Genomic DNA, 26,256 nt, shown 5'->3' with positions numbered 1-26,256 from the left:
CATCAGCAGCGCGGTTCACATTGCTTACTCGCTTTTTTCCGCGATCAGCCCGCGCGCCTGATCAACAAGTGCCTGCCCGTCAAAACCTTTGTCGTTCATCTCGGCAATCCATTTGGCTTCAACATCACTTGCGGCCTCTTTCCACTCGGCCACCTGTTCAGGTGTGAGATCGATGATGTTGTTGCCACGCTCTTCGGCCAGAGCCCGCGCAGGCGCGTCAGACTCTTGCATGATCTTGCCTGCAAGGGCCGAGAAATCCGCGCCTGACTGGCTGTCGATAGCCGCTTTCAAGTCGTCCGGAAGGCTTTCGTACTTTTCCTTGTTCATCGCAAAGATGAAGGCGGCCGTGTAAAGCGACTCGTCCCCAAATGTCGTATGGTTTTCCACCAACTCCGGCACTTTCAGAGCTGCTGTGACCTCCCACGGGATAACACCAGCGTCGATCACGCCTTTTGAAAGGGCCTCTGGCATTGCAGGTACCGGCATGCCTTTGGGTGTTGCACCCAATTCCCCAAGCATTCCGGTGATGATCCGGGTTGGGCCGCGCACCGTCATGCCGTTGAGATCGCTAATCTCATCCACGGGCTCCGCTGAATGGATCACACCCGGACCATGCACCCAAACGCCCAGGATTTTAAGATCCTTAAAGTCCTTGTCCATCATGTTGGCTTCGGCAAATTCCCAATAGGCGCGCGACGTGTCCTCGGCATTGGTCATCATGAACGGCAGTTCAAAAACTTCGGCCTGCGGGAAGCGGCCCGGTGTATATCCGGCAACCACCCAGATGATATCGGCCACGCCGTCCTGAACCTGACTGATCAGTTCCGGCGGCTTGCCGCCAAGTTGCATTGAAGGAAAATGATCAATCTGGATCTTGCCGTCGGACGCTTCTTCGACGCGCTCCGCCCAAGGTTCAAGGATCAGTTTGGGCACGTTCGCCTGAGGTGGCAAAAACTGATGCATTTTGAGCGTAACATCCGCCGCCAGTGCACCTGTCGCCAACATCGCGGCGATGGCAACGCTCGCCGTCAGCTTGAGACATTTCATGAATTCATCCTCCCAAAAATCGGATCGCCCCTTTGTTCAATCCGCCGAATTAGACCAAAACGATGGCATTATTGTTCTGCTGTTTGCAACCATCAAGCCGCGTGTCATCCCGAAAACGAAACTTCAACTTCGCTCAAGCCCTCTACCTGGCCTTTAAGGTGGCTTCCCGGACCAACCGGTCCAACACCGGCTGGTGTTCCGGTCATAATAAGATCTCCGGGCATAAGACGGTAAAACCGCGACAGATGCGCAATGATTTCCGGCACGGACCAAACCATGTCACTCAGCGGGGCCTCCTGAACACGCACACCATTGTGATCGAGCCAAATTGTTTGGTCACCGATCTCTCCGAACTCCGATCTGGGTGATACGCGGCCAAGAATGGCGGCATTTTCAAAATCCTTCCCGATATCCCAGGGGCGACGCTTTTCCTTGGCTTGTGCCTGCAGGTCGCGCCGCGTCAGATCTATACCGCAGCAATATCCGAAAACCGCGTCCATAGCATGCTCGACATTTACATTGGCCGCCTCACCATCAAGGGCCACGACGAATTCCATCTCAAAGTGGCAATTCTCTGTCTCTGGTGGCATTGGGATTTGCGTGCCACTGGCACAATAGGCATGCGCAGATTTATTGAAGTACCACGGCGCTTCACGGTCCACCTCGTTGCCCATTTCAGCGGCATGAGCGGCATAGTTGCGCCCCACACAAAAGATACGGCGGATGGGGAACTGAGCATCCTGTCCAGTTACAGGCAACATTGGGTTTTGAGGCGGCTCGAACAACGTTTTTGTGGGCATCGACGGGTCTCCCTTTGTTCAGAAGATATGCGCAGGTCTGACACAAGGCTGCAACTGACAAGATGCGCAATCTTGCGCGCGACACAGAAGCCATGGCATGTGCCGGTAGAACAAACTTTGCTATTGCGTCGTTGCAGGACAAAGCAAAGTGCCCAGATAGGCTCGGCCCGCATGAATTTTATCCGCTATGCCATTTATTTCACCCCCGCCCCAGGCCCCTTGGCAACGTTTGGCGCCGGTTGGCTTGGCTGGGACATTTTGACAAGACAGATACCACGGCCGCCAAGTATCCCGGAACTGGCCAATATCAGGCAAAACATCACTCGAACCCCAGGCAGATACGGCTTTCATGCAACGATCAAACCGCCCTTCCGACTGGCCCAAGGGCAATCCGAGGCAGATCTCTGCGCCGGGTTTGAGGCGCTGTGTGCAGGCTTGAAACCGGTGAAGTTGAAGGGCCTTGCGCTTGCGCGCTTAGGGCGATTTCTGGCGCTTGTGCCAGAAGGAGACACATCTGCTCTTGGTGCACTCGCATCGCATGCTGTACGCGACCTTGATCCCTTTCGCGCCCCGCTGACAGACGCCGAGATCGCGAAACGTCGGGCAAATAACCTGAACGCCGAACAGGACGCGCTCTTGCCGCGATGGGGGTATCCGTATGTGATGGATGCCTTTCGGTTTCATATGACGCTGACCGAAAAAATGCCCAAAACGCAGGCTAAATCTGTGCAAGACATCCTTGAGTCGCATGTCATGCCGCATGTACCCCGCCCCTTTGATGTCGATGCGCTCAGCCTTGTTGGCGAGGACACCCAAGGACGGTTTCATCTGATCCAACGGCTGGCTTTGCAAGGCTAAGGTATAATGATTTCAGATGTTTATCTGACTTTCGGGCGTGCACTCCACCGCTATCTGAAGGCTTGTACCCTCCAGCTATGACCACAAACGCGCCAATTTGGTCATTTTCTCGCCCTTTTCCTTAACTACGCAGCCTGTCGGAATTCTACGAATAGAGGGATACATTCATGGATACGTTTGTGATGGTTGCCATCGGGTTGATGGTTTTGTTCGGCGCAGCGCTGATGGGCAAAATGCTCAAGGATATCTTTCCCGGCACCTTGTTTGGCGCCTCCAAAAAGCGCGAAGCCAAAGACACGCCTGCAGAATAATGTGCGACCTTGCGCTTCTGATGATGTAGCGCAAATCGCAAAGCTGCTGTCAGCATGAGACCCAAACGTGTGCGTTAGCCGCAGGACATTCGGTGCCTTTGAGTGCATCGAGCCAGTTCAAATCAATCCAGATTTTTCTTGATGCGAGCCTAAAGTGCTTTGCCTTTAACCTGCGACATCAGCAAAAGGCGAAACGCGCGCAACGATTGAGTCTCGCGCTGCATTTCGCGGTCATCTGTGAGTAAGGTTTATCGCGTAGCGCTTTAAACAGGAATGGGCGTGCCGAGGAATAACCTTTGAACTGTCACAGGTTTTTCACAACATGTTCATGGCGATGTCGCGTTCTTTTCTGAATGTGAGTTTGTTAAAAGTCCCCAGCTTTTTTCAAGTTATTTGAGTACCAAACAGAGCGGCCTCTTATGGCCGCTCTTTTTCGTCTGCCCTCGATTTGGCTCCAAAATCCAGGTGCGCGGGCGTGACCAATTGACCCCATCACGTCGATCGTCTTGAATTGGCACATACGCAAAAGTATGTCGAACGCATGGCTCGCATTTCCTCACGTCTGGGACCCGGCGACTGGCTAAAAGCCGGCGCGAAAGCCTTGGCAAGTGCAGGGCCAGACGCGCTGAAAGCTGAGCCACTTGCTGTCCGGCTGAAGGTCTCGAAAGGCTCTTTTTACTGGCATTTTCGCGACGTTCCAGCCTTTCAAAAGTCGTTGTTGCAGGAGTGGGAAGTCAACGCGTTGACGCACAGCGAAGACGTCAGGGATGCAGATGACGCTCCAGTTGCGCAGTTAAGATCTCTGGCGCAGGCCTTTGCCACACTCGATAAGCTGGAAATAGCAGTTCGAAGCTGGGCGCAAGCCCACAAAGGCGCACGCAGGTCCGTGGAACGCATCGATGCTTCACGTCTTGGGTTTTTACAGAATGCGCTGACTGAAATTGGCATCGCCAACCCAGAAATGGCACGTATCATCTACGCGGCAGCGATCGGGATGAACGGGATCGGGAAGCAGGCCCCAAGCGACAACGCCGCGGCCATTGGATCGCTGGTCGATCTGGTGCTTGCCCTGCGATAGATATGCGGTTTGCGTTCACCTTCCCTTTACTTGTTGCTCTGTTTCAGTGCAGTGGCGATGAAACGCTATCAGGCTATGGAGCGTCGGATGCAACTTGGAAGCTTGTTGAAATAGATGGCCAAGTCTTTCCCGCCAATGCCACGATAAAATTCCCAGAAGAAGGCAAAATCACCGGCGAAGGCCCATGCAACCAGTTTTTCGGCTCACAATTAGAACCCTACCCATGGTTCAAAACCGAAAACCTCGCCAGCACGCGTCGCGCGTGCCCTGATCTGGAGGCCGAAACGTGGATGCTGCAAAGCTTGGACAAGATGACTTTGGCGGAAGTGTCAGCAAACGCGCTCATTCTCAACAATGATGCAGGCGGTGAAATGGTTTTCGAAGCGGTGCGCTAACGCTTTTCGCGAAACATTTTACTCCGCGCGGATTTGTGCAGCGTAGCGTGAAATGAAACGTCCGCGCCCTTCCGGCAGAGGCTTATTCCCAATTTCCGGTGCCAGGGAATGCGACAGGAAATATCCCGTCACCTCCAGGGCCTGCAAAATCTCGGCATCATCCAAAGGGCTTTGCCCGAGAAGACATGGCGGTAAGGGAAGCAGCTTTTCAGCCCATTCTCCCGCCCCCTCACGTGACACCGCGCGCCCGGTCCGCGGCGAGACATAGGCCAGTTTGTGATCCGTGCCTCCCAGGACAGCGCACGTGCTGAGATCAAGGCCAAATCCCATATCCTCCAGCAGCGCCATTTCCCATTTCAAATAGGCCAGGGGCCACACATCGGCTTGGCCTAAAAGATCCAGAAGCTGTTCAGTTTTTTGATAGAGTGATATGTGTACCTCTCGCTCCGGCAGAGCAAAGAGCAAAAGCGATGCAACCGCATTGAGCCCTGCAAGCGAGAGCCGGTCACCCATCGCGAGGGCAGCGCGCGACCGCACCAGTTCCGCTTGATATGTGCCAAGGTGATCCTCCAGTCGCGCGCGCCAGCTGACATCCAGTTGCGCGCCCGGTTGCAGGACAGGAGACATTTTGCGTGATGCGCCGCCCCGTACCACACCTGCGTGGCGCCCATGCTCAGGCGTAAAAACCTCGATGATCGCGCTGCTTTCGCCATGGCGACGGCTGCTCAGCAGGATGCCCTGATCGCGCCACTCCATAGCGCCTAGTCCGCCAGACCCGGCTCATCCAGTAGATGTCGGCCCTGACGATCCTCAATCTCCAAAACCCAAAGGTCAGGATCAAAGCTTTTTTGACGGTCGATCGCCTCGTCCACGTCTGTCTCTGCTCCTTCGGTCAGCATATCCCATTGCCGCGCCCCACTCATCAAATCAAAACCGCGCTGAAATGCCTTGGCGTTGCCATCCAGAGTATTCAGCTTCACGACGACAGCACCCGCAGTATCATCCCCGTGTTTGACCACAAACCCGGGAATGTCCAACAGTTTCAAGCGCCGCAAGTAGGCATGCACCCAGAACTCTGCTGTCAGCCGGCTCACGCGTTGCCGTCCTTGAAATCAAGCCCCATTTCGGAATAGCGCTCGGCCTCGTCAAGCCAGCCAGGGCGCACTTTGACTTGGGTGAACAGATGCACGCGGCGGCCCAGAAACTCTTCCAGTTCGACGCGCGCCGCCTGACTGACCGCCTTGATCGTCTCGCCTTTCTTACCCAACACGATGCCTTTGTGACCATCCCGTGTGACATAGATGATTTGATCAATCTTGGCAGAGCCATCCTTGCGTTCTTCCCAGGCTTCGGTCTCGACGGTGAGTTGATAGGGCAATTCCTGATGCAGGCGCAGGGTGAGCTTTTCACGCGTGACCTCAGCCGCGATCATGCGCATGGGGAGATCAGCAATCTGATCCTCGGGATAAAGCCAAGGGCCCTCGGGTAACTCCGCGGCGAGCCACAGGCGCAGGTCGGCAACCCCATGTCCCTTTTCGGCGGATATCATGAACGTGTCGGCAAAACGGAACCGCTCGTTAAGGTCTTGGGCCAGTCCCAAGAGCACTTCAGATTTCACCTTGTCAATCTTGTTGATCGCGAGTGCCACGCGACGCCCCTTGGGGATGTTACCCAGTCCCTCAAGAATGCGCTCAACACCTTCGGTTACGCCCCGATGCGCCTCGATCAAAAGCACAACCAAATCAGCATCTGCAGCACCGCCCCAGGCCGCGGCGACCATGGCACGATCCAGTCTGCGTTTGGGCGCAAAAAGACCTGGGGTATCAACGAAGACAAGCTGCGCATCGCCTTCGATTGCCACACCCCGAATGCGTGCTCGAGTAGTCTGCACTTTGTGGGTCACAATGCTGACTTTTGCGCCAACCATACGGTTGAGCAGCGTGGATTTGCCCGCATTGGGCTCTCCGATCAGGGCAATGAAACCAGCGCGCGTGGACATATGTGTGCTTTCAGTTTTGCGTGCGCTCTGCCCTAGCGCATCCTCGGCCAAAGCGCCAGAACCGTCTTAGAACACCGCATGTTCGCCGAGGTCTACTTCCACTTCGCCACGTGTCAGGCCGTGATAGTGATCAGCCAGCGTATCTTGGCCAAACTCTGGGGTGGCATCGGCGTCGTATCCTTGGCGGTCCGCATCCCAGAGCAGCATTGATTCGGTTGCATAGTAGCGTCCGATCCGGGCCAGTTCAGCCTTCGTCCGTGCCGCCGGGCTGAACATTCCAACGGCTGTCAAAAGCCAAATAATCGCGCTCATCAGGGCGACCGGCACGCGACGGAACTGCGGCTTTTCGTTCAGTGCCTGAAAAAGTAGGTTTCCCTGCTCAATTGGTGTAAGTGCCGGTCCTGGTCCACCGACGGGCAGAATGCGATTTTGACAAGCCGGGTGTGTGAGGCAACGTACCACAAAACGCGCCAGATCCGCGTCGCTGATCGGTTTACAAGCGGTGTGTGCCCCATCTCCGAACACCAAAAAGGGCTTGCCTGCGCGTAACCTGCCCAATTGTCCGGAAAGCGATTTGAAAAACGCGGTGGGCCGCACGATCGAATAGGTCAGGCCGGACGCGACCAGTTCTTCTTCAAAGGCCAGCTTGGCGTGTTGAAACGCCAGTTTGGGTTTTTGCACGCAAATGGCAGACAAAAGCACAAAGTGCGGATTGCCCAGCGCCCTGCACGCCGTCAGAAGCCTGCTGTTGATCCCATGATCCACGGCCCAGGCATCCGAAGGCGCACCGGTTCGCGATGCGAGGCAGGAAACAACCGCATCCACTCCGTCTGAGATATCATGCAGAAACCCATCGGAAGTCAGATCACCTACCTGCAGTGTCAGACCTGGGTGATCCGACTCCGCTTTGGAACTGGATGGACTGCGAAGCGCACATGTCACATCAAACCCCGCCTCGAGCAACGTCTTGAGGACAGCACGCCCAATCGTGCCAGTCGCACCCAACAGCAGGACGCGGCGCGTATCAGATGGCACCACAAGGTCGACGCTGTGGTCATAGGCAGGATCGTTTGACATTGCGGGCAAACTCCTTGGTTAGCCCAAGCTTACACATGCGCAATGCCGGGCACCAACCCTAAGCCACAGGCGAGTGCGCCCAGTCGACCACATGTGTGACTTCCTCCTTAGGTCGCGCGATGAACACCTGGGCGTGAAAGTACCCTGCGTCCTCAAAACCTTTGGTGTCATGTCCACGCGCTTCGGCATTGGCGATCGCGCGCTTCTGTTCATCCTGGCTGGAGAAACGGCGATGGCGGAAGGGAGGCATGTCAAGCGCCACCACGTCATACTGATGCTCACGCATCATTTCGAGCGCCTGAGATGTGTCGTTGCCCCGAATAGGCGCAGTCGCTATCCATGGTCGTTTGCTTGCCGTGGCTTGAAGCATTTTGTCCAATGCACCGGGCAGCATATGCGCCACGCTGCCGCATTCCACGATCAAGTCAGTCTCGGCCAACCAAGCCTGCAATTCCGCGCTCGGCGCATCATCCTGCAAGTTTTCGGCGAATGCCGCATCAAAAATGCCAACGGCCCTTCCATACTCGAGCGCGCGTCCGGCGATGTCGATCCCGGCAAAGCGATCATTTTGCCCCACGCGACGGCGGTTTTGAAACCACTCGCGATCTTTGGCAATCACGTCCTCGATGGTTGCCTCATCATACCAGGGTTCAATGTAACGCGACAGCACATCATCCAGCGTCACATCATGCCGCATCAGCGCAGGTGCGATGCCGTAACCGCTCGCAAAATCCATGACATTGGCCTGGTCCAACCCCCGCAGGTGCTTAAGCTCTGCCAACACCGCACGAAACGCGGTCGACGCATAATGCGCCGTGCGAAACCCCGCATTATGCATCGCCCGGTAATACGACCGGCAATCCGGCAAATCGTAGATGTCATCATAGATGGTGACAATCTTCTGGCCCGGGGCCCCTTTGTTTTCAATCATATCTGCAGTCGCTTCTCGTTATCCAACGCACAGCTTCCTACGCACACAGAGAGCGCGAGCACAAGAATCTATGCCAGCCCTACGTAAGACCACATGCGGCAACTACAGCCGAGTGTTACATTCGAAAACGCAGGCGTGACCCAGATCCCTCACCCTGAAACATTGTTTCGAGATATACTCGCTTCGTGACTCATTGTGCGTGCCGTGCGCTTGCCACAACAGGCCTTTGTGGCTCAGTATCCTCTAAATCACGCCGCGAGGGGACGATCCATGGCACAAGCCACGACAAATCCGCAAGCCGACACATCTAAGGTTGTCATGGGCGCCTTGCTCGTTTGGGCAGCGGTCATCATTTACGCCTCGTCCAACTCAATCGTCTCTTTGCTGGCCAATATCGGACGGGAAAACCCGGTCATGGGCCGCAATGCGGTATCGTTATGCAACCTGCTCTTCCTGGGATCTCTCATCTCGCTGGTGCCCATGGTCTTTATGTTCTGGCGAGATTGGACGATGGAGAACCTACGCAAGCTGTCGCGCAAAGATTGGGGCGTGCTAACGCTCTCCGCAATCCTGTCCTCGGCGCTGACACCAGCACTTTTCTTTATCGCTCTGGACTATACCACCGTGACCAATGTGGTGCTGATCGGGCGGATCGAACCACCGCTTTTCCTGCTGGCGACTGTATTGATCCTCGGTGAAAGGCTCGACCCATGGGCCTTGGCTGCCGGAATTGTGGCGCTGTTCGGTGCTGTGATCATTTTTGTTATGAACGGTGCTGCGATTGAGTTTGGCAAAGGCGAGATCGCAACAATCTTTGCCACGTTGTCGTTTATTGCCTCAACCATCGTCACGCGGCTGGGCCTGCGCGGCGTGCCGTTGGGCATCTTCTCAATCTATCGCACGGTGCTCGGGACGATTATCTACTATTTTCTAGCGCTCTATCTCTACGGCCCCAACCACTTCCAAGACCTGTTCCAGCCCATCGTTCTGAAATGGGTGTGGGTCTACGCGATCATCGTGATCATCGTGGGTCAGTTTTCCTGGAACATCGGCCTGAAACACGCCCGCTCTGGTGATGTGTCACTGGCTACATCGTTTTCGCCTGTTGCGGCCCTTATCATTGCGATGGTGCTTTTGGGCGAAGACCCGGGCCCCGGTCTTGTCCCCGGCGGGCTTGTCATCCTTTCGGCTATTGCCATCGGTCAGTTCGGTCGCCTGCGCGCCAAAGCCGCCGAGAAGCGTGCCGAGGAAGAACGCCGCAAGCACGATATGGACAAAGCGATGGAAGCGGAAGGTCGCGTTAATTTCAAAGGCGCCTAAAAAATCTTCTCAACCAAAGAATAACTAGCGAGGTTTGCACGTATAGCTCCCGAAACCAATAAAAACCGGGACAAATACAGTGAGCCTCGCAAGTACAAACACGCAACCAGAACAATCCAAAGTTATCATGGGCGCCCTGCTCGTCTGGGCCGCGGTGATCATCTACGCGTCATCCAATTCCATCGTGTCCGCCTTGGCCGAGATCGGCTGGCAAAACAAGATTGCAGGACGCAATGCGATTTCCTTTTGTAACCTGCTTTTTCTGGGGTCGCTGATATCGCTGGTGCCGATGACCTTCATGTTTCGCAAAGACTGGACGCGGGAAAAGGTCCGCGCCCTGCGGCGCAAGGACTGGATCATACTGACGATCTCTGCCGGGCTGTCTTCTGCCCTGACGCCTTATCTTTTCTTCATTGCGCTTGACGCGACAACCGTCACGAATGTCGTTCTCGTCGGTCGGATCGAACCGCCGCTTTTCCTGATCGCTTCGGCAATCTTGTTGAAAGAAAAGCTGGACTGGTGGGCACTGACCGGTGGATTGATCGCGCTTTGCGGCGCTGTGGTCATCTTCGTGCTCAACACTGGCGAAGAGGGCTTCACCCTCGGCAAAGGAGAGATCGCCACGGTTTTCGCGACCTTGTCCTTTATCGCATCCACCTTGATCACACGGGTTGGTTTGCAAGGCATCCCACTTGGCATCTTCTCGATCTACCGTTCGGTCCTGGGTACGATCATCTTCTATTTCCTCGGTCTTTACCTCTACGGCCCCAACCATTTCCAGGATCTTCTGGAACCGATCGTCCTGAAATGGGTTTGGGTCTATGCGGTGATCGTGGTGCTCTGCGGGCAGTTGGCCTGGAACCTCGGCATGAAACACGCGCGCTCAGGCGATGTGTCTCTGGCCACGTCTTTCTCTCCTATTGCGGCGCTGGTGCTTGCCATGCTGATCCTGGGCGAAGACCCGGGCCCGGGTCTTATCCCCGGCGGTCTGATCATCCTCTCGGCCATCGCGATTGGGCAATACGGACGCCTGCGCGCAAAGACCAAAGAGAAGCGCGCCGAAGCAGAGCGCCAGAAACGGCAAATGGACAAGTCGATGGAGGCCGAAGGTCACTTGAACTTCAAAGGCGCGTAAAGCGCCTTACGCCGCTTCGCCGTCGGTGAATTGCAGCCGCGCCAGTCGTGCATAAAGTCCACCTTCGGAAACCAGACTATCATGCGTGCCTTGTGCTACGATCCGACCGGCATCCATTACAATGATCCGGTCGGCTTTTTTTACAGTCGCCAGGCGGTGGGCGACGATCACAGTCGTCCGTTCCTTGGCAAGAGCGTCCACTGCCGTTTGCACCGCCCGTTCGCTTTCAGCATCAAGTGCTGATGTGGCCTCATCCAAAAGCAGTACGGGCGCGTCCCGCAAAATAGCTCGTGCAATCGCGACACGTTGCTTTTGCCCGCCTGAAAGCATCACACCGCGCTCTCCGAGGTAGCTGTCGTACCCCTCGGGCAAGGCTGCGACAAAGTCATGGGCCCAAGCCGTCTTCGCCGCGGCTTCAACCTCGGCATCGCTGGCATCCGTGCGACCAAATCGAATATTGTCCCGCGCCGAGGTGGCAAAGATCACCGGTTCCTGTGGCACAAGGGCCAAAGCAGCCCGAAATTCCGGGCGCGCCATATCAGGCAAAGCCACACCATCCAGAGTCACTTGCCCGGCTTGCGGATCATAAAACCGCTGGATGAGTTGGATCACGGTGGTTTTTCCTGCGCCGGACGGTCCAACAAGCGCTATGGTTTCACCCGGCTCGATCACAAGATTGAACCGATCCAAAGCAGGCGCATCCGGTCTTGCGGGGTATGTGAAGCTTACGTCCTCAAAGGCTATGCGCCCTTTTACAGGTTTGGGCAGCGCGACCGGCGAAACGGGATCCTCCAATTCATCCTCGGCCTGCAAAAGTTCGACCAGACGCTCGGAAGCCCCAGCCGCCCGCTGCAATTCGCCCCATATTTCAGACAAAGCCGCAACAGCACCGGCCACCATGACCGAGTAGATCACAAACTGAATGAGCGTGCCTGCGCTCATCAAATCAGCACGAACGTCTCGCGCACCGATCCAAAGAACGCTGACAATCCCGGTAAACACCAGGAAAATGACAATCACCGTCATAAGTGCCCGGACGTTCACGCGATGCTTGGCGACATGAAAACTCTTCTCGGTTACGCTATTGAACGCGCCTCGGCTGGCCTCTTCATGGGTGAACGCCTGCACCGTTTGAACGTTCAACAAAGCCTCGGACGCGTTGCCAGAGCTCGCCGCAATCCAATCCTGGTTTTCCTTGCTCAGGCGGCGCAGTTTTCGGCTTAGCACAAGGATCGGGACGATCACCAATGGCACCAGCAAAAGCACCATTCCCGTGAGCTTGGCCGATGTGACCAACATGAAAACCAACCCACCCAAGAAAATCAGCAGGTTGCGCAGCGCAATCGAAATTGACGAGCCAATAACGGATTGAATGAGCGTGGTGTCCGTGGTCACTCGGCTGAGAATTTCACCCGTCAGATTGCGCTCGAAAAAGCTGGGGCTCATGCCGATCACACGACCAAATACCGCTTTGCGAAGGTCCGCTACAACACGTTCTCCCAGGCGACTGACCAACAAATAGCGCAGGCCCGTCCCTATCGCCAATAGCCCGGCAATACCCACGGCTGCCAAGAAATACTGGTCGAGAATTGTACCATCTTCGACCGAAAAATTATCCACAACGCGGCGCACGGCCAAAGGCAGCACAAGCGATACGCTGGCCGTCGCAACAAGCGCAAGAAGCGCGGCTGTGAGCAATAATCGATACGGTTTGATAAACGGCCAGATCGCCGCCAAAGCGCCTATTTGCTTTGACTTCTCCCGATCCAGCATATCCGCGCCATTCTCGGCCCTGCGTACCATGTCACCTTGTTCGCAAATTTTCCGTTCTGCGTTTCATGGCGGTGTGACAAGATTTGGTCAAGCCCACATAATGTCTTGAGAATTCTCTATAAGCACTTGGTCCCGTTGGTTTTGCGCAAAATAGCTCAGCCAACGCGACCAAAGAAGTTCGCATCGCAAAAGACCGGTGACGGCTGTGTTCCGCGATAGTATGCTGAGCGCAAAGCAATGCTGCCAATTTCAGGGTAGATCATGAAAGGCGCCGCCAGAGAACTCAAAGACAACGTTGCCGTGCCATTTGAGCAGGCCCGCGCGATGCCGCCATCGGTCTATACGTCTGAGGACTTTCTGGAACAGGAGCTTTCTCAGATTTTCTCAAAAGACTGGTTTTGCGTCGGCCGCGCATCGGCTCTGTGCAATCCCGGTGATTACGTGACACTTGAGCTAGCCAAACAGCCGATCATCGTCCTGAGGGATGCCGAGGGCGAGCTTAAGGCGATGTCCAATGTCTGTCTGCACCGTATGTCCACGCTGCTCGAAGGACGGGGCAACACCCGCAGCATCGTCTGCCCTTATCACGCCTGGACCTACAATCTGGACGGAAGCCTGCGCGGCGCTCCGGCCATGACGCTCAATGACGGGTTTTGCAAGGAGAGCTACCAGCTTCCCAAAGTACGATGCGAAGAATGGCTTGGTTGGGTGTTTGTTACGCTTAATCCCGATGCGCCGGACATCGTGTCACAACTGAGCAGCGTCGAAAACCTGATCGGCGACTTTGGCATGGAGACCTATACCGAAACCTTTTTCGAGACCCATCTGTGGGACACCAACTGGAAGGTGCTCGCTGAGAATTTCATGGAGAGCTACCATCTTCCGGTCTGTCACGCAGGCACAATCGGCGGGCTTTCCAAACTTGAAGAGATGGTTTGTCCCCCCGGCGAGGCGGCGTTCAACTATCACACGATCCTCAAGGACGACACGCTCAAGATCGCGCTCGCGCATCCTGACAACACCCGGCTGAAGGGCGATCTACGGCGCACAACCTTCCTGCTGGCCATTTACCCCAGCCTGCTGATTACGCTCACACCAGGGTATTTTTGGTATCTTTCCCTACACCCGCATGGCGTAGGTCAGGTTCAGATCGGGTTTGGCGGTGGTATGTCACCCGATTATGTCAACGACCCTGACGCGCAGAAACACTTTGCGCATCTCAAAAGCCTGCTGGATGATGTGAATGCCGAGGACAAGGGATGCACTGAAAAAGTCTATCGCGGGCTGTGCTCCAAAGCAGCAAAGCCTGGGCATTTGTCGCATCTAGAGAGGCCCAACTACGACTTTGCCCAATACATCAACAGCCGCATTCAGAACGCGCATTGAGCAAAATCAAACGGCGACCTTCACAGTCCTTCGCGCAGCCTCTCCAAGAGTGCCGCCAGCATCGCATCGCATTTCTCTAGCTGGTCCAGTGCGACATACTCATCCGGCTTGTGCCCCTGCGCCATGGATCCCGGCCCGCAAATCACCGTGGGAATGCCCAACTCGCGATGAAAAAGCCCGCCTTCTGTACCGAACGCGACTTTGAGAGTAGAGTTGCCACCCGTGAGCGATTTCACAAACCGCACCACTTCCGCGTCCGGTCCCGTGGCCAGCGGTGGGTAGCTGTTGGTGATTTCAATCTCGACGGAGGCCTCTGGAAAATCGTCCTTGACCGGGGCGATGATTGCGTCCGCCTCAGCCCGAATGCGCGCCAAAAGCTCTTGCGGATCATCCTCTGGCAAGTTGCGGATTTCAAACCGGAATTCCGCATGGTTTGGCACGATATTGAGCGCACCACCCGCTTCAATTTTGGCCACATGCACTGTTGTGTAGGGCACGTCATAGGCGTCATCACGAACGGAAGTCTCCTTGATCTCCTCCTGAAGGCGACGCAGCGCAGCAATCATATCCATCGCCAGATAGATCGCGTTGAGCCCTGTTGGCGCAAGCGCGGAATGCGCCTCTTTGCCACGGCAGGTTACCCGAAACGCCGTCTTGCCCTTATGCCCTGTGGCCACACCCATTTCGGTCGGCTCGCCCACGATGCAGAACATCGGTCGGAACGGCGCTTTGCGCAGCATGTCGATCATCGAATGCACGCCGAGACAGCCAAGCTCTTCATCATAGGAAAAGGCCAGGTGAAGTGGGGTTTGCAGCTCCATCTTTGAGGCGTTCAACGCGGCTCGCAGGGACGATGCGACAAATCCCTTCATATCGGTGGTCCCGCGCCCGTAAACGCGCCCATCTGCCTCGGTCATCTCAAAAGCCGGCACGGTCCAGTTCTGCCCTTCAACCGGCACCACATCGGTATGCCCGGACAGCATGACTCCAGGCCGGTCCCTTAGACCGATAGTGGCATAGAGATTGGCCTTCAGACCGGTTTCATCCTCGATGATCGTGACATCCGCCCCGACCGCCTCTAATCGGTCGGCGCAATAGTCAATCAACGCCCGGTTGGGATCGACACTGATCGTTGGAAAGGCAATAAGATCGCGCAGCAGGTTAAGGGTATTCATCTGCCGCGCGCTCCTTTGGCTTTAGTTCAAGCGTTCAAAGGCCAGGGCAATGCCCTGCCCGCCGCCAATACACATGGTGACAAGTCCGTACTGTCCGCCAGTCCGCTCAAGCTCGTAAAGCGCCTTGATCGAGATGATCGCGCCCGTCGCTCCGACCGGATGGCCCAGAGCAATCGCGCCACCGTTGGGGTTCACCTTGTCGGTATTCAGCCCCAACCCGGCATTCACCGCACAGGCCTGCGCCGCGAAAGCTTCATTCGACTCGATGACATCAAACTGATCCGCGCTCATGTCGAGCTTTTCCAAAAGCTTGCTCACAGCCGGGATTGGCCCGATGCCCATCACCTCGTGCCGCACACCGGCATGCGCATAGCCCAGGAGCCGCGCACGTGGTTTCAGACCCGCTTTCTCCGCCGCCTCGGCCGAGGCCAGCACCATCGCCGCCGCACCATCATTGATACCCGAGGCATTTCCCGCCGTAACGGTCCCGTCCTTTTTGAAGGCCGGACGCAATCCAGCAAGGCTTTCCATCGTTGTGCTCGCCTTAGGGTGCTCATCTGTGTCGAACGACACCATATCCCGACGCACCTTTACCTCGATGGGCAGGATCTGTGATGCAAACCGTCCATCGGCAATCGCCTCAGTCGCACGCCTCTGGCTTTCCACCGCAAAGGCGTCCTGTTGTTCACGGGTGATCTGGTTCTCAGCCGCTACGTTTTCCGCAGTCACGCCCATATGCCCAACACCGAAGGGGTCCGTGAGACCACCGATCATCATGTCCGTCATGCTGATATCGCCCATCTTGGCACCTGTACGGATGCTCTGTGTCGAATGTGGCGCGCGCGACATGCTCTCCGACCCACCGGCCAGCGCATAATCGGTATCGCCCAACATGATATGCTGCGCCGCCGACACAATCGCCTGCGCGCCAGAGCCGCACAATCGGTTGACCGTGAGCGAAGGCGCGTCTTCGGAAACACCTGCATTAACCGCCGCGACGCGGGCCATGTACATATCCTTGGCTTCGGTATTGATCACATGGCCAAACACGGCATGTCCGATCTGCCCGGCCTCGATGCCGCTGCGAGACATTGCCTCTTTCGAGACGGCTGTGGCCAATTCGGTCGGTGGCACGCCCGCCAAAGAGCCCCCGAAAGTGCCAATGGCTGTTCTCGCGCCATCCAGTATAACTACGTCCTTCATCTTCTCATCCTTTCGCTCTTTGCGGCTTAGCCCACGGCCTCGCCGAGGCCCGCAATCCGCTCTGCAATATGATCAAGCGACGCCGGATCATCGATCGTTGCGGGCATCTTCCACGGTGTCTGGTCAGCGATACATACCATCGTACCACGCAGAATTTTACCTGACCGCGTTTTGGGCAACGCATTGACCACAATACATTTCTTGAACGCAGCAACCGGTCCGATCTCTTGCCGGACCAGGGCGACACATTCCTTCTCGATATCCGCTTCATCGCGCTGTGAGTTGGAACTCAGGCACACAAGACCCAAAGGCGCCTGGCCCTTGAGCTTATCCGAGATTCCGATCACAGCACATTCCGCCACATCCGGATGCGCGGCCAGCACTTCTTCCATCGCGCCGGTCGAAAGGCGATGCCCTGCCACGTTGATCACATCATCGGTGCGCGCCATGATATAGACATAGCCATCTGCATCCTTCATCCCCGCATCGCCGGTCTCATAGTAACCGGGGAACGTGTTCAGATAGCTTTTCTGAAACCGCTCCGCAGCGTTCCACAACGTCGGCAACGTGCCCGGCGGCAGCGGCAATTTCACAGCAATCGCCCCCAGCGTATCGGCCTCAACCGGATGCCCGCCTTCGTCCAGCACATCAATCTGATAGCCAGGCATCCCGACAGTCGGTGAGCCAAGTTTCACCGGCAAATGCTCAATCCCCATCGGGTTGGCCGCAATCGCCCAGCCGGTTTCAGTCTGCCACCAGTGATCAATCACCGGCTTGCCAAGGTGCTTTTGCGCCCATTCAATCGTCGGCGGATCGGCCCGTTCACCCGCCAGAAAGAGCGTATGCATTGAGCTCAAGTCATATTTCTTAATGAAATCCCCATCCGCATCTTCCCGCTTGATAGCCCGTAGCGCGGTTGGCGCAGTGAAAAGCACGCGAACTTTATGCTCTTCAATCACGCGCCAGAACGTCCCGGCATCTGGCGTGCCCACCGGCTTGCCTTCAAACACAACAGTCGTGCAGCCGGTCAGCAGAGGCGCATAGCAGATGTAACTATGCCCCACGACCCAGCCCACGTCTGAGGCCGCCCAGAACACTTCTCCCGGTTTGACGTTGTAAATGTTCTGCATGGTCCAGATCAGCGCCACCATGTGACCGCCATTGTCGCGCACAACGCCCTTAGGCTGTCCGGTGGTGCCAGAGGTGTAGAGGATGTAGAGCGGATCGGTCGCCGCCACCGGGGTGCAGCCAATAGGTTCGGCTGCGGCCTCCTCGGTCGCCCAATCCATATCACGTCCCTCAACCATGCTGGCCTGGCATTGCGGGCGCTGAAGGATCAGGGTGAACTCCGGCTTGGTTTCAGCCTGTTCAATTGCCTCATCCAGAAGCGGTTTGTATTCGATGATCCGCGACCCTTCGATGCCGCAAGACGCACTTAGAATGGCCTTGGGGGTGGCATCGGTGATCCGCACCGCCAGTTCATGCGCGGCAAAGCCGCCAAACACCACCGAATGCACCGCTCCAACCCGCGCACATGCCAGCATCGCCACAAGCGCTTCTGGGATCATCGGCATGTAGATGATGACGCGGTCGCCTTTGCTCACGCCACGCTGGCTAAGCACCGACGCCACTTTGGATACGCGATCCTGCAGTTCGGAATAGGTGATAATCGTTTTGGAGTTCGTAACTGGGCTGTCATGAATAATCGCCGGTTGATCTCCGCGCCCGGCCTCTACGTGACGGTCGACCGCGTTGTAACAAGTGTTGCATTCCGCATCGGGAAACCAGCGGTAAAATGGCGCTTCACTATCGTCGAGGATCTGCTCCGGCGGCTTGATCCAGTCCACCGCCTGCGCTTCTTTTGCCCAAAATGCCAAAGGGTCCGTTTGCCAGTTCCCATACACATCTGCATAGCTTGCCATGAGCCACTCCTCTTCTCGTCATAGCCGTATCAGAATGCGAGGCGGTCATCGCGCCAATATGCGCCATATGGAAGTCGCCCTATCAACAAACAGGATCGTATCCCATTGCCCCCCCGCAATTTGCGCGAAGCTATACCGAAAAGAACGGTACACCACCATATGCGTTGGTGTCACACCAAACGCGGCCCCACCGAAAGCAATTAGGATTTCTCCAGCCGCGCCAACAATGCCTTGGCCGCAGCTTGCTCTGCCTGACGTTTAGACCCCGCGGTTGCGCGCTCAGCTTTGCCATTATCCAGCCGCGCTTCGATGGTGAACTGCGGCGCATGGTCGGGACCGCTGCGCGCCTGTTCAACGTAGTCAGGTGGCGCGAATCCCCGCGCCTGAGCCCATTCCTGAAGCGCGGTTTTGGCATCACGCGCATCCGCCTCAACGGTCTTGATCCGCGCGCCCCAAAGCCGCAGCACCAGCGCCTTGGCTGCTTCAAACCCGGCATCGCGGTACACGGCGGCGATCACGGCTTCCATCGCATCACCGAGCAAAGCTTGTTTGCGCCGCCCGCCTGAGAGCATCTCGGACCGCCCCAGTTTTAACACCGCGCCAAGGTCAATCTCCTTGGCCACATCGGCACAGGCCTCTTTGCGCACCAAAGCGTTATAGCGCGGGGCAAGTTGTCCCTCTGACGCCTCACGATCATCATCAAGAAGCGCCTCGGCCATCACAAGTCCCAGAACCCGATCACCCAGGAATTCCAGTCGTTGATTATCTTCGCGATTGGCTGTCGTCATGGACCCATGCGTTACCGCACGCACCAAAAGCTCGGGGCGTTGAAATTCATGACCAAGCCGCGCCTGAAACGCTTTCAGCTCGGCAGAGAGTTTCATTCCAGCTTCTCGAAAAAACGATCTCCACGCCAGGTCCAGAAAAACAGCATCGAGCGTCCTGCCGACGAGAAAATCACCCGGTCTGCACGCCCGATCAGGTTTTCAAATGGCACGTACCCCACACCCTGCGCTGTCAGCGGTGCGCGCGAGTCTGTGGAGTTGTCACGATTGTCACCCATGAAGAAATAGTGACCCTCGGGCACAACAAAGACACCCGTATTGTCGTACCGCTGGTTGGCGATGTTCAAAATGTTGTGCTTGTGCCCGTTTGGCAGGGTTTCAACGAACCGCGGTTTATCGCATATCGCCCCAAACCCGACAGCTCCATTGGCACATTGCGGCGTCCGGCGAAGTGGCCCCTGACGCTCCATCACCTCCTGGAAAACGCCGGCATCCTCAATCGGTAGAACCTCATCATTAATGATCAGCCGCCCGTCTTTCATCTGGATCTTGTCACCCGGAAGCCCGACCACACGCTTGATGAAATCCGTGCCATGCACCGAATGGCGGAACACAATGATATCACCGCGTTCTGGCTCGTCACCCCAGAGCCTGGTGTTGTCCCCGTCCAGAAACGCGCATAGTTTTTGCGCATCAACGTTGATCGCACCCAGGCGGATATTTGGGCAAGAGGCGTAAGAGTACCCATAGGCCATCTTGTTTACGAAAAGGAAGTCGCCGATCAGCAGCGTGTCTTTCATCGATCCTGACGGAATCCAGAACGGCTGAAAGAAGATCGTGCGGAATATCCCCGCAACCACCAGCGCCCAAAAAACGGTCTTGACGGTTTCCCAGATCGCGCTCGATTTCTTGGCTTCACTGGCCATGCCTGTCTCCAATGCCTCTTTGGGCTACATGCGGGGCGGACGCGGGGGTGTCAAGGCGCAGAGCACGGGTTTGTCGCTTCACAATCCTGCGTTTTCTGCACCTGTCTTATGGCTGTTCAATGTTCTTAGGTTTTGATTCGATCACAACAAAAGCCTGCGCCCAAGGGTGATCATCGGTCAGGCTCACATGAATGGTCGCTTCGTGCCCCGGTGGCGTCATCTGCGCCAATCGTTCGGCCGCCCAGCCTGTGACACTCATCACTGGCTGCCCTGTCTCAAGGTTTTCAACCGACATATCTTTCCAGGAAATCCCCATGCGAAGCCCTGTGCCCAATGCCTTCGAGCATGCCTCCTTCGCGGCCCAACGCTTGGCATAGGTGCCTGCCACATCCTTGCGCCGTTCGGCTTTGGCCTGTTCAGTATCCGTAAACACACGGTTGCGAAATCGGTCACCAAAACGCTCCAGCGTGCCGGTGATACGCTCGATATTCGCCAGGTCCGTGCCCACACCTAAAATCATCTCTTCCCCTTACGCCGCAAAGAGCGGAAAACTGACCCCAATCGCCCAGGCCAGTGCCAGCCCGAGTGCGAAACCCGCGCCGGTTGGCCCGGACCGAAGCGCACTTACCCGGCCCATATACCCAAAACTGAGGTAAAACAGAACAATGACCGGCGCGATCATGATAAGAAAGAAAAGCGCTTCAAAATCTAGAGCCACCGCAATGCCCAATGACGCTAGAAACGCCGCACGCGCGAAAATACGCTGAACCAATGTGACGCCGAACGTGAGCGTTGCGTCCGCCAGCATGAAGGGCACCGCGCCCAGTGTCAGAACCGCGATAATCCCCCAACGCTCCGATGTGGGCCAAAAGCTTGCGCCGTAACGATCCAGCGCAAACCCAAAAACGACTATTGTCCAGAAAAGAAGCAACGCCGCCCCGACAACGCTGGGCCTCTCAATGCGCCGATTGAACCAAAATAAAACCGCCAGCTGCAACGCTCCGAAGACCAGCAGATGAACCATGAGGTGATCTGCGACCAGAACCGGCAGGACTTTTATGCCGATCACCGATGCAATAAGCGGAGTGAACAGCGCCGGGAGGATCGCGGCCAAGGTAAACAGGCGCCAGCTTACAGGTTCTGGCACGACAGTCCTGACCGGTACGAGCTTTGCAATGGCCGGGAAAAGCAGAGTAATAGCCGCCAGTACCCCCATCAATGACCAGCCTGTCTGTTTAACGAAGGGCACCTCATCACGCTGGTAAAATGCATTCATCCATCTCAGCGCGGCCTCTCGCCCGGCGCGGGAATGAAGGATAGAGACATGCTCGACCGCCGGCGCGACAAAGGCTCCCCGATTGGCAGCTGGCGTCGCCTCCGCTGCAGTTTCCAGGGCAAACTCCCGCAGACCGGGCTCCCACGCCCCGGTTATTAAAAGCATGTCGCGCGGCATGTCCGCAGTCACTGCTTTCGAAAAGGCAGATAGCAAAACAAGCGGCCCAATCCCGTCTGTCTCTAAAGCTACACGAATGAGGATGTCGGTCGCCATGGAGTGCCCGAGCAAGGCGATCGGCGCATCCCCCTGCCGCGCAGCCGCCACGACCTCCTGCGTCTGTTTCATCAACAGCCGCGTCGTACCCTCAATTGCATTCACATCCCCAGACATTGGCACCGGATGCTGGCCATGACCTTCAAAATCAAAGGCGAATACCCGGTATCCAGCCTGCGCCAGCAATAGCGAATAGCCCTGCATCATCTGCCGCGAGCCAGCAAACCCATGCGCCACAACAACTGCGGGGGCATCCACCTCTCCTTGCATCACCGTTACGGGTGTCTGCCCAATCATCGTCTCTTCAATGCTGACGCCGGATCGCGCCTGCTCAAGGGTCCAAACGCTCCAGATCAACAGAACGAGCGCCCCGGCCAAACGCCATCTGCCCCAACGGATGTTCAAGGCCGCAGCACCTTGTTCACTCCGCCTCGTCCCGGTTCTTCATCAGGCTCAGTTGATTGCCTGCCCCCAATGAATAGAAAAACCGATTGGCAATGAGATAGCCCAGCGCATAAAGGCCCAGAAGGATCAAAAACTGCTTGGACAGAACCGGCGCGATGGCCAGCTTGGCAAACTCCGGCGCGACCGCTGGGCCAGAATAGACCAACGCCAAGTTCAGCGTTAAGGCCACACCTGTCGCGACAATTGCAAACTGCCATGCCTGCGCACCGCGCGGCACAAGTCTTTGCTGTTTGGCCACCTGTTGCCCCTCAACCAGGGCTGCAATCATCGCAGGCACCATCAACTGCGCGGCTGACCCCAATGTCGTGCCTTGCTCCGCGTTCAGCCAAAGCACCAGTTGCGCGACGCCAATGGCCACGGCCAGAAACACCAGCGCATAGCGCAGCCAGCTCATCCCGCAGGCCTAAGCGGCTCGCCCCGCGCTTCATCCATGATCCTGCGCATTTCGAGGATTGCGGGCGCCAGACCACGGTAAATCGCCTCACCAATAATGAAATGCCCGATATTGAGTTCCATCACTTCGGGAAACGCCGCCACGGGCGCAACGGTTTCATAGGTCAGGCCATGCCCGGCATGCACTTCAAGCCCAAGCGAATGCGCATAAGCCGACATTTCCCGCAGGCTTTTAAGCTCTGCGTCGCGTTCTTCAAAGCGCCCCTCAGAATGGGCATCGCAATAGGCGCCAGTATGCAATTCAATCACCTGCGCTCCTATTCGGTTTGCCGCATCAATCTGCTTGGAATCCGCCGCGATAAAGATCGAAACCCGGCACCCGGCCTCGCGCAAAGGCCCAATGAAGTGCGCCAGCTTGTTTTCCTCGCGCGCCACTTCCAGCCCGCCTTCCGTGGTGCGCTCTTCTCGCTTTTCGGGCACAATGCACACCGCATGCGGTTTGTGACGCAGGGCAATCGCCTGCATCTCATCGGTTGCCGCCATCTCAAAATTGAGCGGCACGTCCAGCGCAGCCATCAGACCGTCAATATCCGCATCCGAGATATGTCGCCGATCTTCGCGCAAATGCGCCGTGATCCCGTCTGCCCCGGCCTCTTCTGCCAGCTTTGCGGCACGGATCGGATCGGGATAATCCCCACCGCGGGCATTCCGCACTGTGGCGACATGGTCAATGTTCACACCTAAACGCAACGCTCCAACGGCAGACATGGCGCTCTCCTTGGCTTGAGTCTCAATTCAATACCAAATCTAGTGCGATTTTGTTCAGGCGTCAGCCGAAAGCGCACTCAAGCAAGCATTTCTATATCTTCAAACGTTTGGCCCACCCGACACACCGCTGTCCTTAGCCTTGGATTTCACCTTCTTCTCAGCTGCTTTTTCCTTAAAGGCGTCTAGTTTTGCCTTAAGCCGCCCTTTGCGACGGTTCTGATAGGCCTGAATAACCGGAAGGCTCAGATAATAAGCAATAATTCCTGATATAAGGCCTGGAATAACCCCACCCACCATGTACGGAAAAAACACCTCGTCATAGAAAATATCAAGCCGCGTCCAATCCGCGCGCGCCTCAGTAAACATCGCCCAAATATTGTCTTTCAGATCTCGCCCCGCATCGACAAACTTTGTCCCCAAAGTACCGTGCTCGTGGAACTCTGGCACATTGCGGATCCCCAAGAGGAAATATCCGGTTTGCAACGACGATGCGCCAATCGCCAGAAACGTGACCGGATTGCCGACAAACGTCGCCAAGAGCGACGCAACGATATTGCCCCGCATAATCCACGCCAACCCGGCAGCCAGAAAGAAGTGCAGCCCAAAGAAGGGAGAAAAAGTGACAAAGACGCCCGCAAAAATTCCACGCGCGATCCTGTGAGGTGGGTCTGGCAAGCGACGAACCCGATGTTTGACATATTGGAAAGCGCGCGACCAACCGCTCTTGGGCCACAGAAATTGCAATGTGGCCTTCCACCAGGGCAGCTTGTCTCGGCGCTTAAAGACCACTGGAAGCGGCTCCTGTTACTCGTTCTTTCCAGGCTCAGACCCATTGCCCAAACCAAGTGCGACATCCCTGAACCGCTCAACCGCGGCCACATCGCTCTCAGCTTCCACAACAGAAATCACCCCATGCAGGTGTTCTGCATCTCTCAGTTCGACGTCAACCATCAGCCGGTAAAAATCCGGTTTTCGATCTATGAACGTCAAGTCAGAGATATTGGCCTTCTGCTCTCCAATCAATGTGCAAATCCGCCCAAGTACACCCGCATCGTTGCCAATCGTGACATCCAGCGTGACATCATAAACCGCCGGATGTCGTCCGCCATGCCAATGCAGGTCCACCCAGCGTTCCGGTTGTTCTTCAAAAGACTGCAGCGTTGCACAGTCAATGGCATGCACGACAACACCCTTGCCACGATAGGTGATCCCGACAATGCGTTCCCCAGGCAAAGGCTGACAACAGGGTGCGCGATCAAATCGCTGATCCGGGGCAAGACCGATCACCGCACGATCCCAGCGCACTTCGGCGCCAGTACCCGGCGACAAGTCGGGATAAACCGCGTTCAAAACTTGTTGAGCCGTCAATTCTGCACTGCCCAGCCGCGCCAGAACCTCATCGTGGTTTTTCAAACGAAGCGTCTTGGCCGCCCGTTCCAATGCCTTGTCCGTAGGCTTCTTGCCCACATGCTCAAAGGCAGCGCGCGCCAACTCGCGCCCAAGCCTGATATAGCGATCCCGGTCCAGCTCACGTAGGGCCCGCCGGATCGCAGCACGCGCCTTGCCGGTGGTCGCGATATCCAGCCATGTCGCCTGTGGCGTCTGCCCGTCCGCGGTGATGACATCGACCGACTGTCCGTTCTTGATCCGCGTCCAAAGCGGCACGCGCATCCCGTCCACTTTGGCCCCGACACAGGCATTGCCAATTCGCGTGTGGATCGCATAGGCAAAATCAATCGGGGTTGCGCCCCGCGGTAGCTTGATCACATCCCCCTTGGGCGTGAAGCAGAATACCTGGTCCGAATACATCTCAAGCTTGACCGCTTCGAGGAAATCCTCGTGGTCTTCCTCGGCATCAAACTGTTCAGTCAGGGATGAGATCCATTTCGCCGGATCCACCGCAAACGGATTCTCCGCCCGCTCACCATCCTTATAGGACCAATGCGCCGCAACACCGGTCTCGGCCACTTCATGCATCTGCCGCGTGCGTACCTGCACCTCGACGAGCTTGCCGTCCCGTCCGGAAACCGTGGTGTGAATAGACCGATATCCGTTTGACTTAGGCTGGCTGATATAGTCCTTGAACCGCCCCGGCACCGCGCGCCAGCGGCGGTGAATGACGCCGAGCAGGCGATAACAATCCTCTTCCGACCCAGTGACCACGCGAAACCCGTAAATATCGCTCAGCCGGGAAAAGCCCATCTCCTTTTCCTGCATCTTGCGCCAGATTGAGTAGGGTTTTTTTGCCCGCCCCAGAATATCGGCTTCCAGCCCTGCGCCCTGCAGCTCTGCGCGCATATCTCCGGTGATCCTCTCGATCACATCGCCTGCTTCCTTCTGAAGCGTGATAAACCGCCGCATGATCGAGGCCCGTGCCTCAGGATTGATCACCCGAAACGCCAGATCCTCTAGCTCTTCGCGCATCCATTGCATGCCCATACGCCCTGCCAGAGGCGCATAGATATCCATAGTCTCGCGCGCTTTCTTGAGCTGTTTTTCCGGACGCATGGCCCGGATCGTGCGCATGTTATGCAAACGGTCAGCGACCTTCACCAGAATGACACGCAGATCTTTCGACATCGCCATAAAAAGCTTGCGAAAGTTTTCAGCCTGCTGGGTTTCCGTGCTCGACAGCTGCAGATTGGTCAGTTTCGTGACGCCATCCACAAGATCGGCCACTTCCCGGCCAAAGCGCTGCGCCACGATATCAAACGAGGCGCGCGTATCTTCAATCGTGTCATGCAAAAGCGCCGTGACAATCGTTGCATCATCAAGCCGCTGTTCGGCCAATATGGCGGCGACAGACACAGGATGCGTGAAATACGGCTCACCGGAATGCCGGTACTGCCCCTCATGCATGTCGCGGCCAAACTCAAAGGCATCGCGAATCAAGTTTTCGTCGGTTTTGGGGTTATAGGCGCGAACCAGATCAATCAGGTTATCGGCAGCAATCATTGCGC

At 56.5% G+C, this 26,256-nt stretch carries 25 protein-coding genes and 1 pseudogene; 7 read left to right on the top strand and 19 right to left on the bottom strand.

Annotated features, from left to right (window positions below; translation table 11 throughout):
- Positions 1-24 precede the first annotated feature (24 nt).
- Both RZS32_RS10745 and RZS32_RS10740 read right to left on the bottom strand, forming a co-directional pair.
- A complete protein-coding gene (locus RZS32_RS10745) occupies positions 25-1,047 on the bottom strand; it encodes a TRAP transporter substrate-binding protein (RefSeq protein WP_317056975.1) in 1,023 nt (340 codons plus the stop codon).
- A 104-nt stretch (positions 1,048-1,151) separates the two neighbouring features.
- On the bottom strand, positions 1,152-1,847 hold the full coding sequence (locus RZS32_RS10740) for a fumarylacetoacetate hydrolase family protein (protein WP_317056974.1): 696 nt from the start codon (positions 1,845-1,847) through the stop codon (positions 1,152-1,154).
- A 171-nt stretch (positions 1,848-2,018) separates the two neighbouring features.
- Between RZS32_RS10740 and RZS32_RS10735 the strand changes: the two genes are divergently transcribed.
- The 4 genes from RZS32_RS10735 to RZS32_RS10720 all read left to right on the top strand — a co-directional run bounded on the left by RZS32_RS10735 (position 2,019) and on the right by RZS32_RS10720 (position 4,489).
- Positions 2,019-2,705: a DUF1045 domain-containing protein gene (locus RZS32_RS10735; protein WP_317056973.1), complete on the top strand. Its 687-nt coding sequence runs from the start codon at positions 2,019-2,021 to the stop codon at positions 2,703-2,705.
- 167 nt (positions 2,706-2,872) lie between these two features.
- Complete coding sequence (locus RZS32_RS10730) at positions 2,873-3,016, top strand: hypothetical protein (RefSeq protein WP_317056972.1); 144 nt, start codon at positions 2,873-2,875, stop codon at positions 3,014-3,016.
- Positions 3,017-3,557: 541 nt separating this feature from the next.
- On the top strand, positions 3,558-4,094 hold the full coding sequence (locus RZS32_RS10725) for a TetR family transcriptional regulator (RefSeq protein ID WP_317056971.1): 537 nt from the start codon (positions 3,558-3,560) through the stop codon (positions 4,092-4,094).
- A 2-nt stretch (positions 4,095-4,096) separates the two neighbouring features.
- On the top strand, positions 4,097-4,489 hold the full coding sequence (locus RZS32_RS10720) for an META domain-containing protein (protein WP_317056970.1): 393 nt from the start codon (positions 4,097-4,099) through the stop codon (positions 4,487-4,489).
- Positions 4,490-4,507: 18 nt separating this feature from the next.
- Here RZS32_RS10720 and recO read toward each other — a convergent pair whose 3' ends face one another.
- The 5 genes from recO to RZS32_RS10695 all read right to left on the bottom strand — a co-directional run bounded on the left by recO (position 4,508) and on the right by RZS32_RS10695 (position 8,496).
- A complete protein-coding gene (gene recO / locus RZS32_RS10715; protein WP_317056969.1) occupies positions 4,508-5,245 on the bottom strand; it encodes a DNA repair protein RecO in 738 nt (245 codons plus the stop codon).
- A gap of 5 nt (positions 5,246-5,250) precedes the next feature.
- Positions 5,251-5,583, bottom strand: a complete 333-nt coding sequence (locus RZS32_RS10710; protein ID WP_317056968.1) for a DUF1491 family protein — start codon at positions 5,581-5,583, stop codon at positions 5,251-5,253.
- Entirely contained in the window at positions 5,580-6,488 is a 909-nt protein-coding gene (gene era, locus RZS32_RS10705; RefSeq protein ID WP_317056967.1) for a GTPase Era, read from the bottom strand. The genes RZS32_RS10710 and era overlap by 4 nt, the downstream gene beginning before the upstream one ends.
- A gap of 66 nt (positions 6,489-6,554) precedes the next feature.
- On the bottom strand, positions 6,555-7,565 hold the full coding sequence (locus tag RZS32_RS10700; protein ID WP_317056966.1) for an NAD(P)H-binding protein: 1,011 nt from the start codon (positions 7,563-7,565) through the stop codon (positions 6,555-6,557).
- A gap of 58 nt (positions 7,566-7,623) precedes the next feature.
- Positions 7,624-8,496, bottom strand: coding sequence for a hypothetical protein (locus RZS32_RS10695; RefSeq protein ID WP_317056965.1), 873 nt, complete (start codon positions 8,494-8,496; stop codon positions 7,624-7,626).
- A 270-nt stretch (positions 8,497-8,766) separates the two neighbouring features.
- On the opposite strand from RZS32_RS10695, the gene RZS32_RS10690 reads away from it, so the two are divergent.
- Together RZS32_RS10690 and RZS32_RS10685 are read left to right on the top strand one after the other, a co-directional pair.
- Positions 8,767-9,816: a DMT family transporter gene (locus RZS32_RS10690; RefSeq protein ID WP_317056964.1), complete on the top strand. Its 1,050-nt coding sequence runs from the start codon at positions 8,767-8,769 to the stop codon at positions 9,814-9,816.
- 79 nt (positions 9,817-9,895) lie between these two features.
- Positions 9,896-10,951, top strand: a complete 1,056-nt coding sequence (locus RZS32_RS10685) for a DMT family transporter (protein ID WP_317056963.1) — start codon at positions 9,896-9,898, stop codon at positions 10,949-10,951.
- Between the two features lie 6 nt (positions 10,952-10,957).
- Here the strand turns inward: RZS32_RS10685 and RZS32_RS10680 are convergent, their stop codons facing one another.
- Positions 10,958-12,754 (bottom strand): ABC transporter transmembrane domain-containing protein, encoded by a 1,797-nt coding sequence (locus tag RZS32_RS10680; protein ID WP_317056962.1) that lies wholly within the window; start codon positions 12,752-12,754, stop codon positions 10,958-10,960.
- Positions 12,755-12,985: 231 nt separating this feature from the next.
- On the opposite strand from RZS32_RS10680, the gene RZS32_RS10675 reads away from it, so the two are divergent.
- Positions 12,986-14,110, top strand: coding sequence for an aromatic ring-hydroxylating oxygenase subunit alpha (locus tag RZS32_RS10675; RefSeq protein WP_317056961.1), 1,125 nt, complete (start codon positions 12,986-12,988; stop codon positions 14,108-14,110).
- A gap of 20 nt (positions 14,111-14,130) precedes the next feature.
- Here RZS32_RS10675 and argE read toward each other — a convergent pair.
- The 11 genes and pseudogenes from argE to RZS32_RS10620 all read right to left on the bottom strand — a co-directional run.
- A pseudogene (gene argE, locus RZS32_RS10670) lies at positions 14,131-15,288 on the bottom strand (acetylornithine deacetylase); the annotation flags it as partial.
- A gap of 18 nt (positions 15,289-15,306) precedes the next feature.
- Positions 15,307-16,488, bottom strand: coding sequence for an acetyl-CoA C-acyltransferase family protein (locus RZS32_RS10665; RefSeq protein ID WP_317056960.1), 1,182 nt, complete (start codon positions 16,486-16,488; stop codon positions 15,307-15,309).
- Between the two features lie 26 nt (positions 16,489-16,514).
- Positions 16,515-18,410 (bottom strand): propionyl-CoA synthetase, encoded by a 1,896-nt coding sequence (locus tag RZS32_RS10660; protein WP_317056959.1) that lies wholly within the window; start codon positions 18,408-18,410, stop codon positions 16,515-16,517.
- 200 nt (positions 18,411-18,610) lie between these two features.
- Entirely contained in the window at positions 18,611-19,294 is a 684-nt protein-coding gene (gene rnc / locus RZS32_RS10655) for a ribonuclease III (protein WP_317056958.1), read from the bottom strand.
- Positions 19,291-20,121, bottom strand: coding sequence for a signal peptidase I (gene lepB, locus RZS32_RS10650; RefSeq protein ID WP_317056957.1), 831 nt, complete (start codon positions 20,119-20,121; stop codon positions 19,291-19,293). The genes rnc and lepB overlap by 4 nt, the downstream gene beginning before the upstream one ends.
- A gap of 106 nt (positions 20,122-20,227) precedes the next feature.
- The gene (gene acpS, locus RZS32_RS10645; protein ID WP_317056956.1) at positions 20,228-20,641 is read right to left on the bottom strand and encodes a holo-ACP synthase; all 414 of its coding nucleotides are present in this window, start codon (positions 20,639-20,641) and stop codon (positions 20,228-20,230) included.
- Between the two features lie 9 nt (positions 20,642-20,650).
- On the bottom strand, positions 20,651-22,075 hold the full coding sequence (locus tag RZS32_RS10640; protein WP_317056955.1) for an alpha/beta hydrolase: 1,425 nt from the start codon (positions 22,073-22,075) through the stop codon (positions 20,651-20,653).
- A 16-nt stretch (positions 22,076-22,091) separates the two neighbouring features.
- Positions 22,092-22,529, bottom strand: coding sequence for an ABZJ_00895 family protein (locus RZS32_RS10635; protein WP_317056954.1), 438 nt, complete (start codon positions 22,527-22,529; stop codon positions 22,092-22,094).
- The gene (locus RZS32_RS10630) at positions 22,526-23,296 is read right to left on the bottom strand and encodes a pyridoxine 5'-phosphate synthase (protein WP_317056953.1); all 771 of its coding nucleotides are present in this window, start codon (positions 23,294-23,296) and stop codon (positions 22,526-22,528) included. The genes RZS32_RS10635 and RZS32_RS10630 overlap by 4 nt, the downstream gene beginning before the upstream one ends.
- Positions 23,297-23,395: 99 nt before the next feature.
- Positions 23,396-24,085: a DUF2062 domain-containing protein gene (locus RZS32_RS10625; RefSeq protein ID WP_317056952.1), complete on the bottom strand. Its 690-nt coding sequence runs from the start codon at positions 24,083-24,085 to the stop codon at positions 23,396-23,398.
- A 15-nt stretch (positions 24,086-24,100) separates the two neighbouring features.
- Entirely contained in the window at positions 24,101-26,251 is a 2,151-nt protein-coding gene (locus RZS32_RS10620; RefSeq protein WP_317056951.1) for a RelA/SpoT family protein, read from the bottom strand.
- Between the last annotated feature and the right edge of the window lie 5 nt (positions 26,252-26,256).

The organism is Roseovarius sp. W115 (assembly GCF_032842945.2).
GTDB lineage: Bacteria > Pseudomonadota > Alphaproteobacteria > Rhodobacterales > Rhodobacteraceae > Roseovarius > Roseovarius rhodophyticola.
Note: the sequence above shows the minus strand (reverse complement) of the source record. Positions and strands in the feature narration are given on the sequence as shown.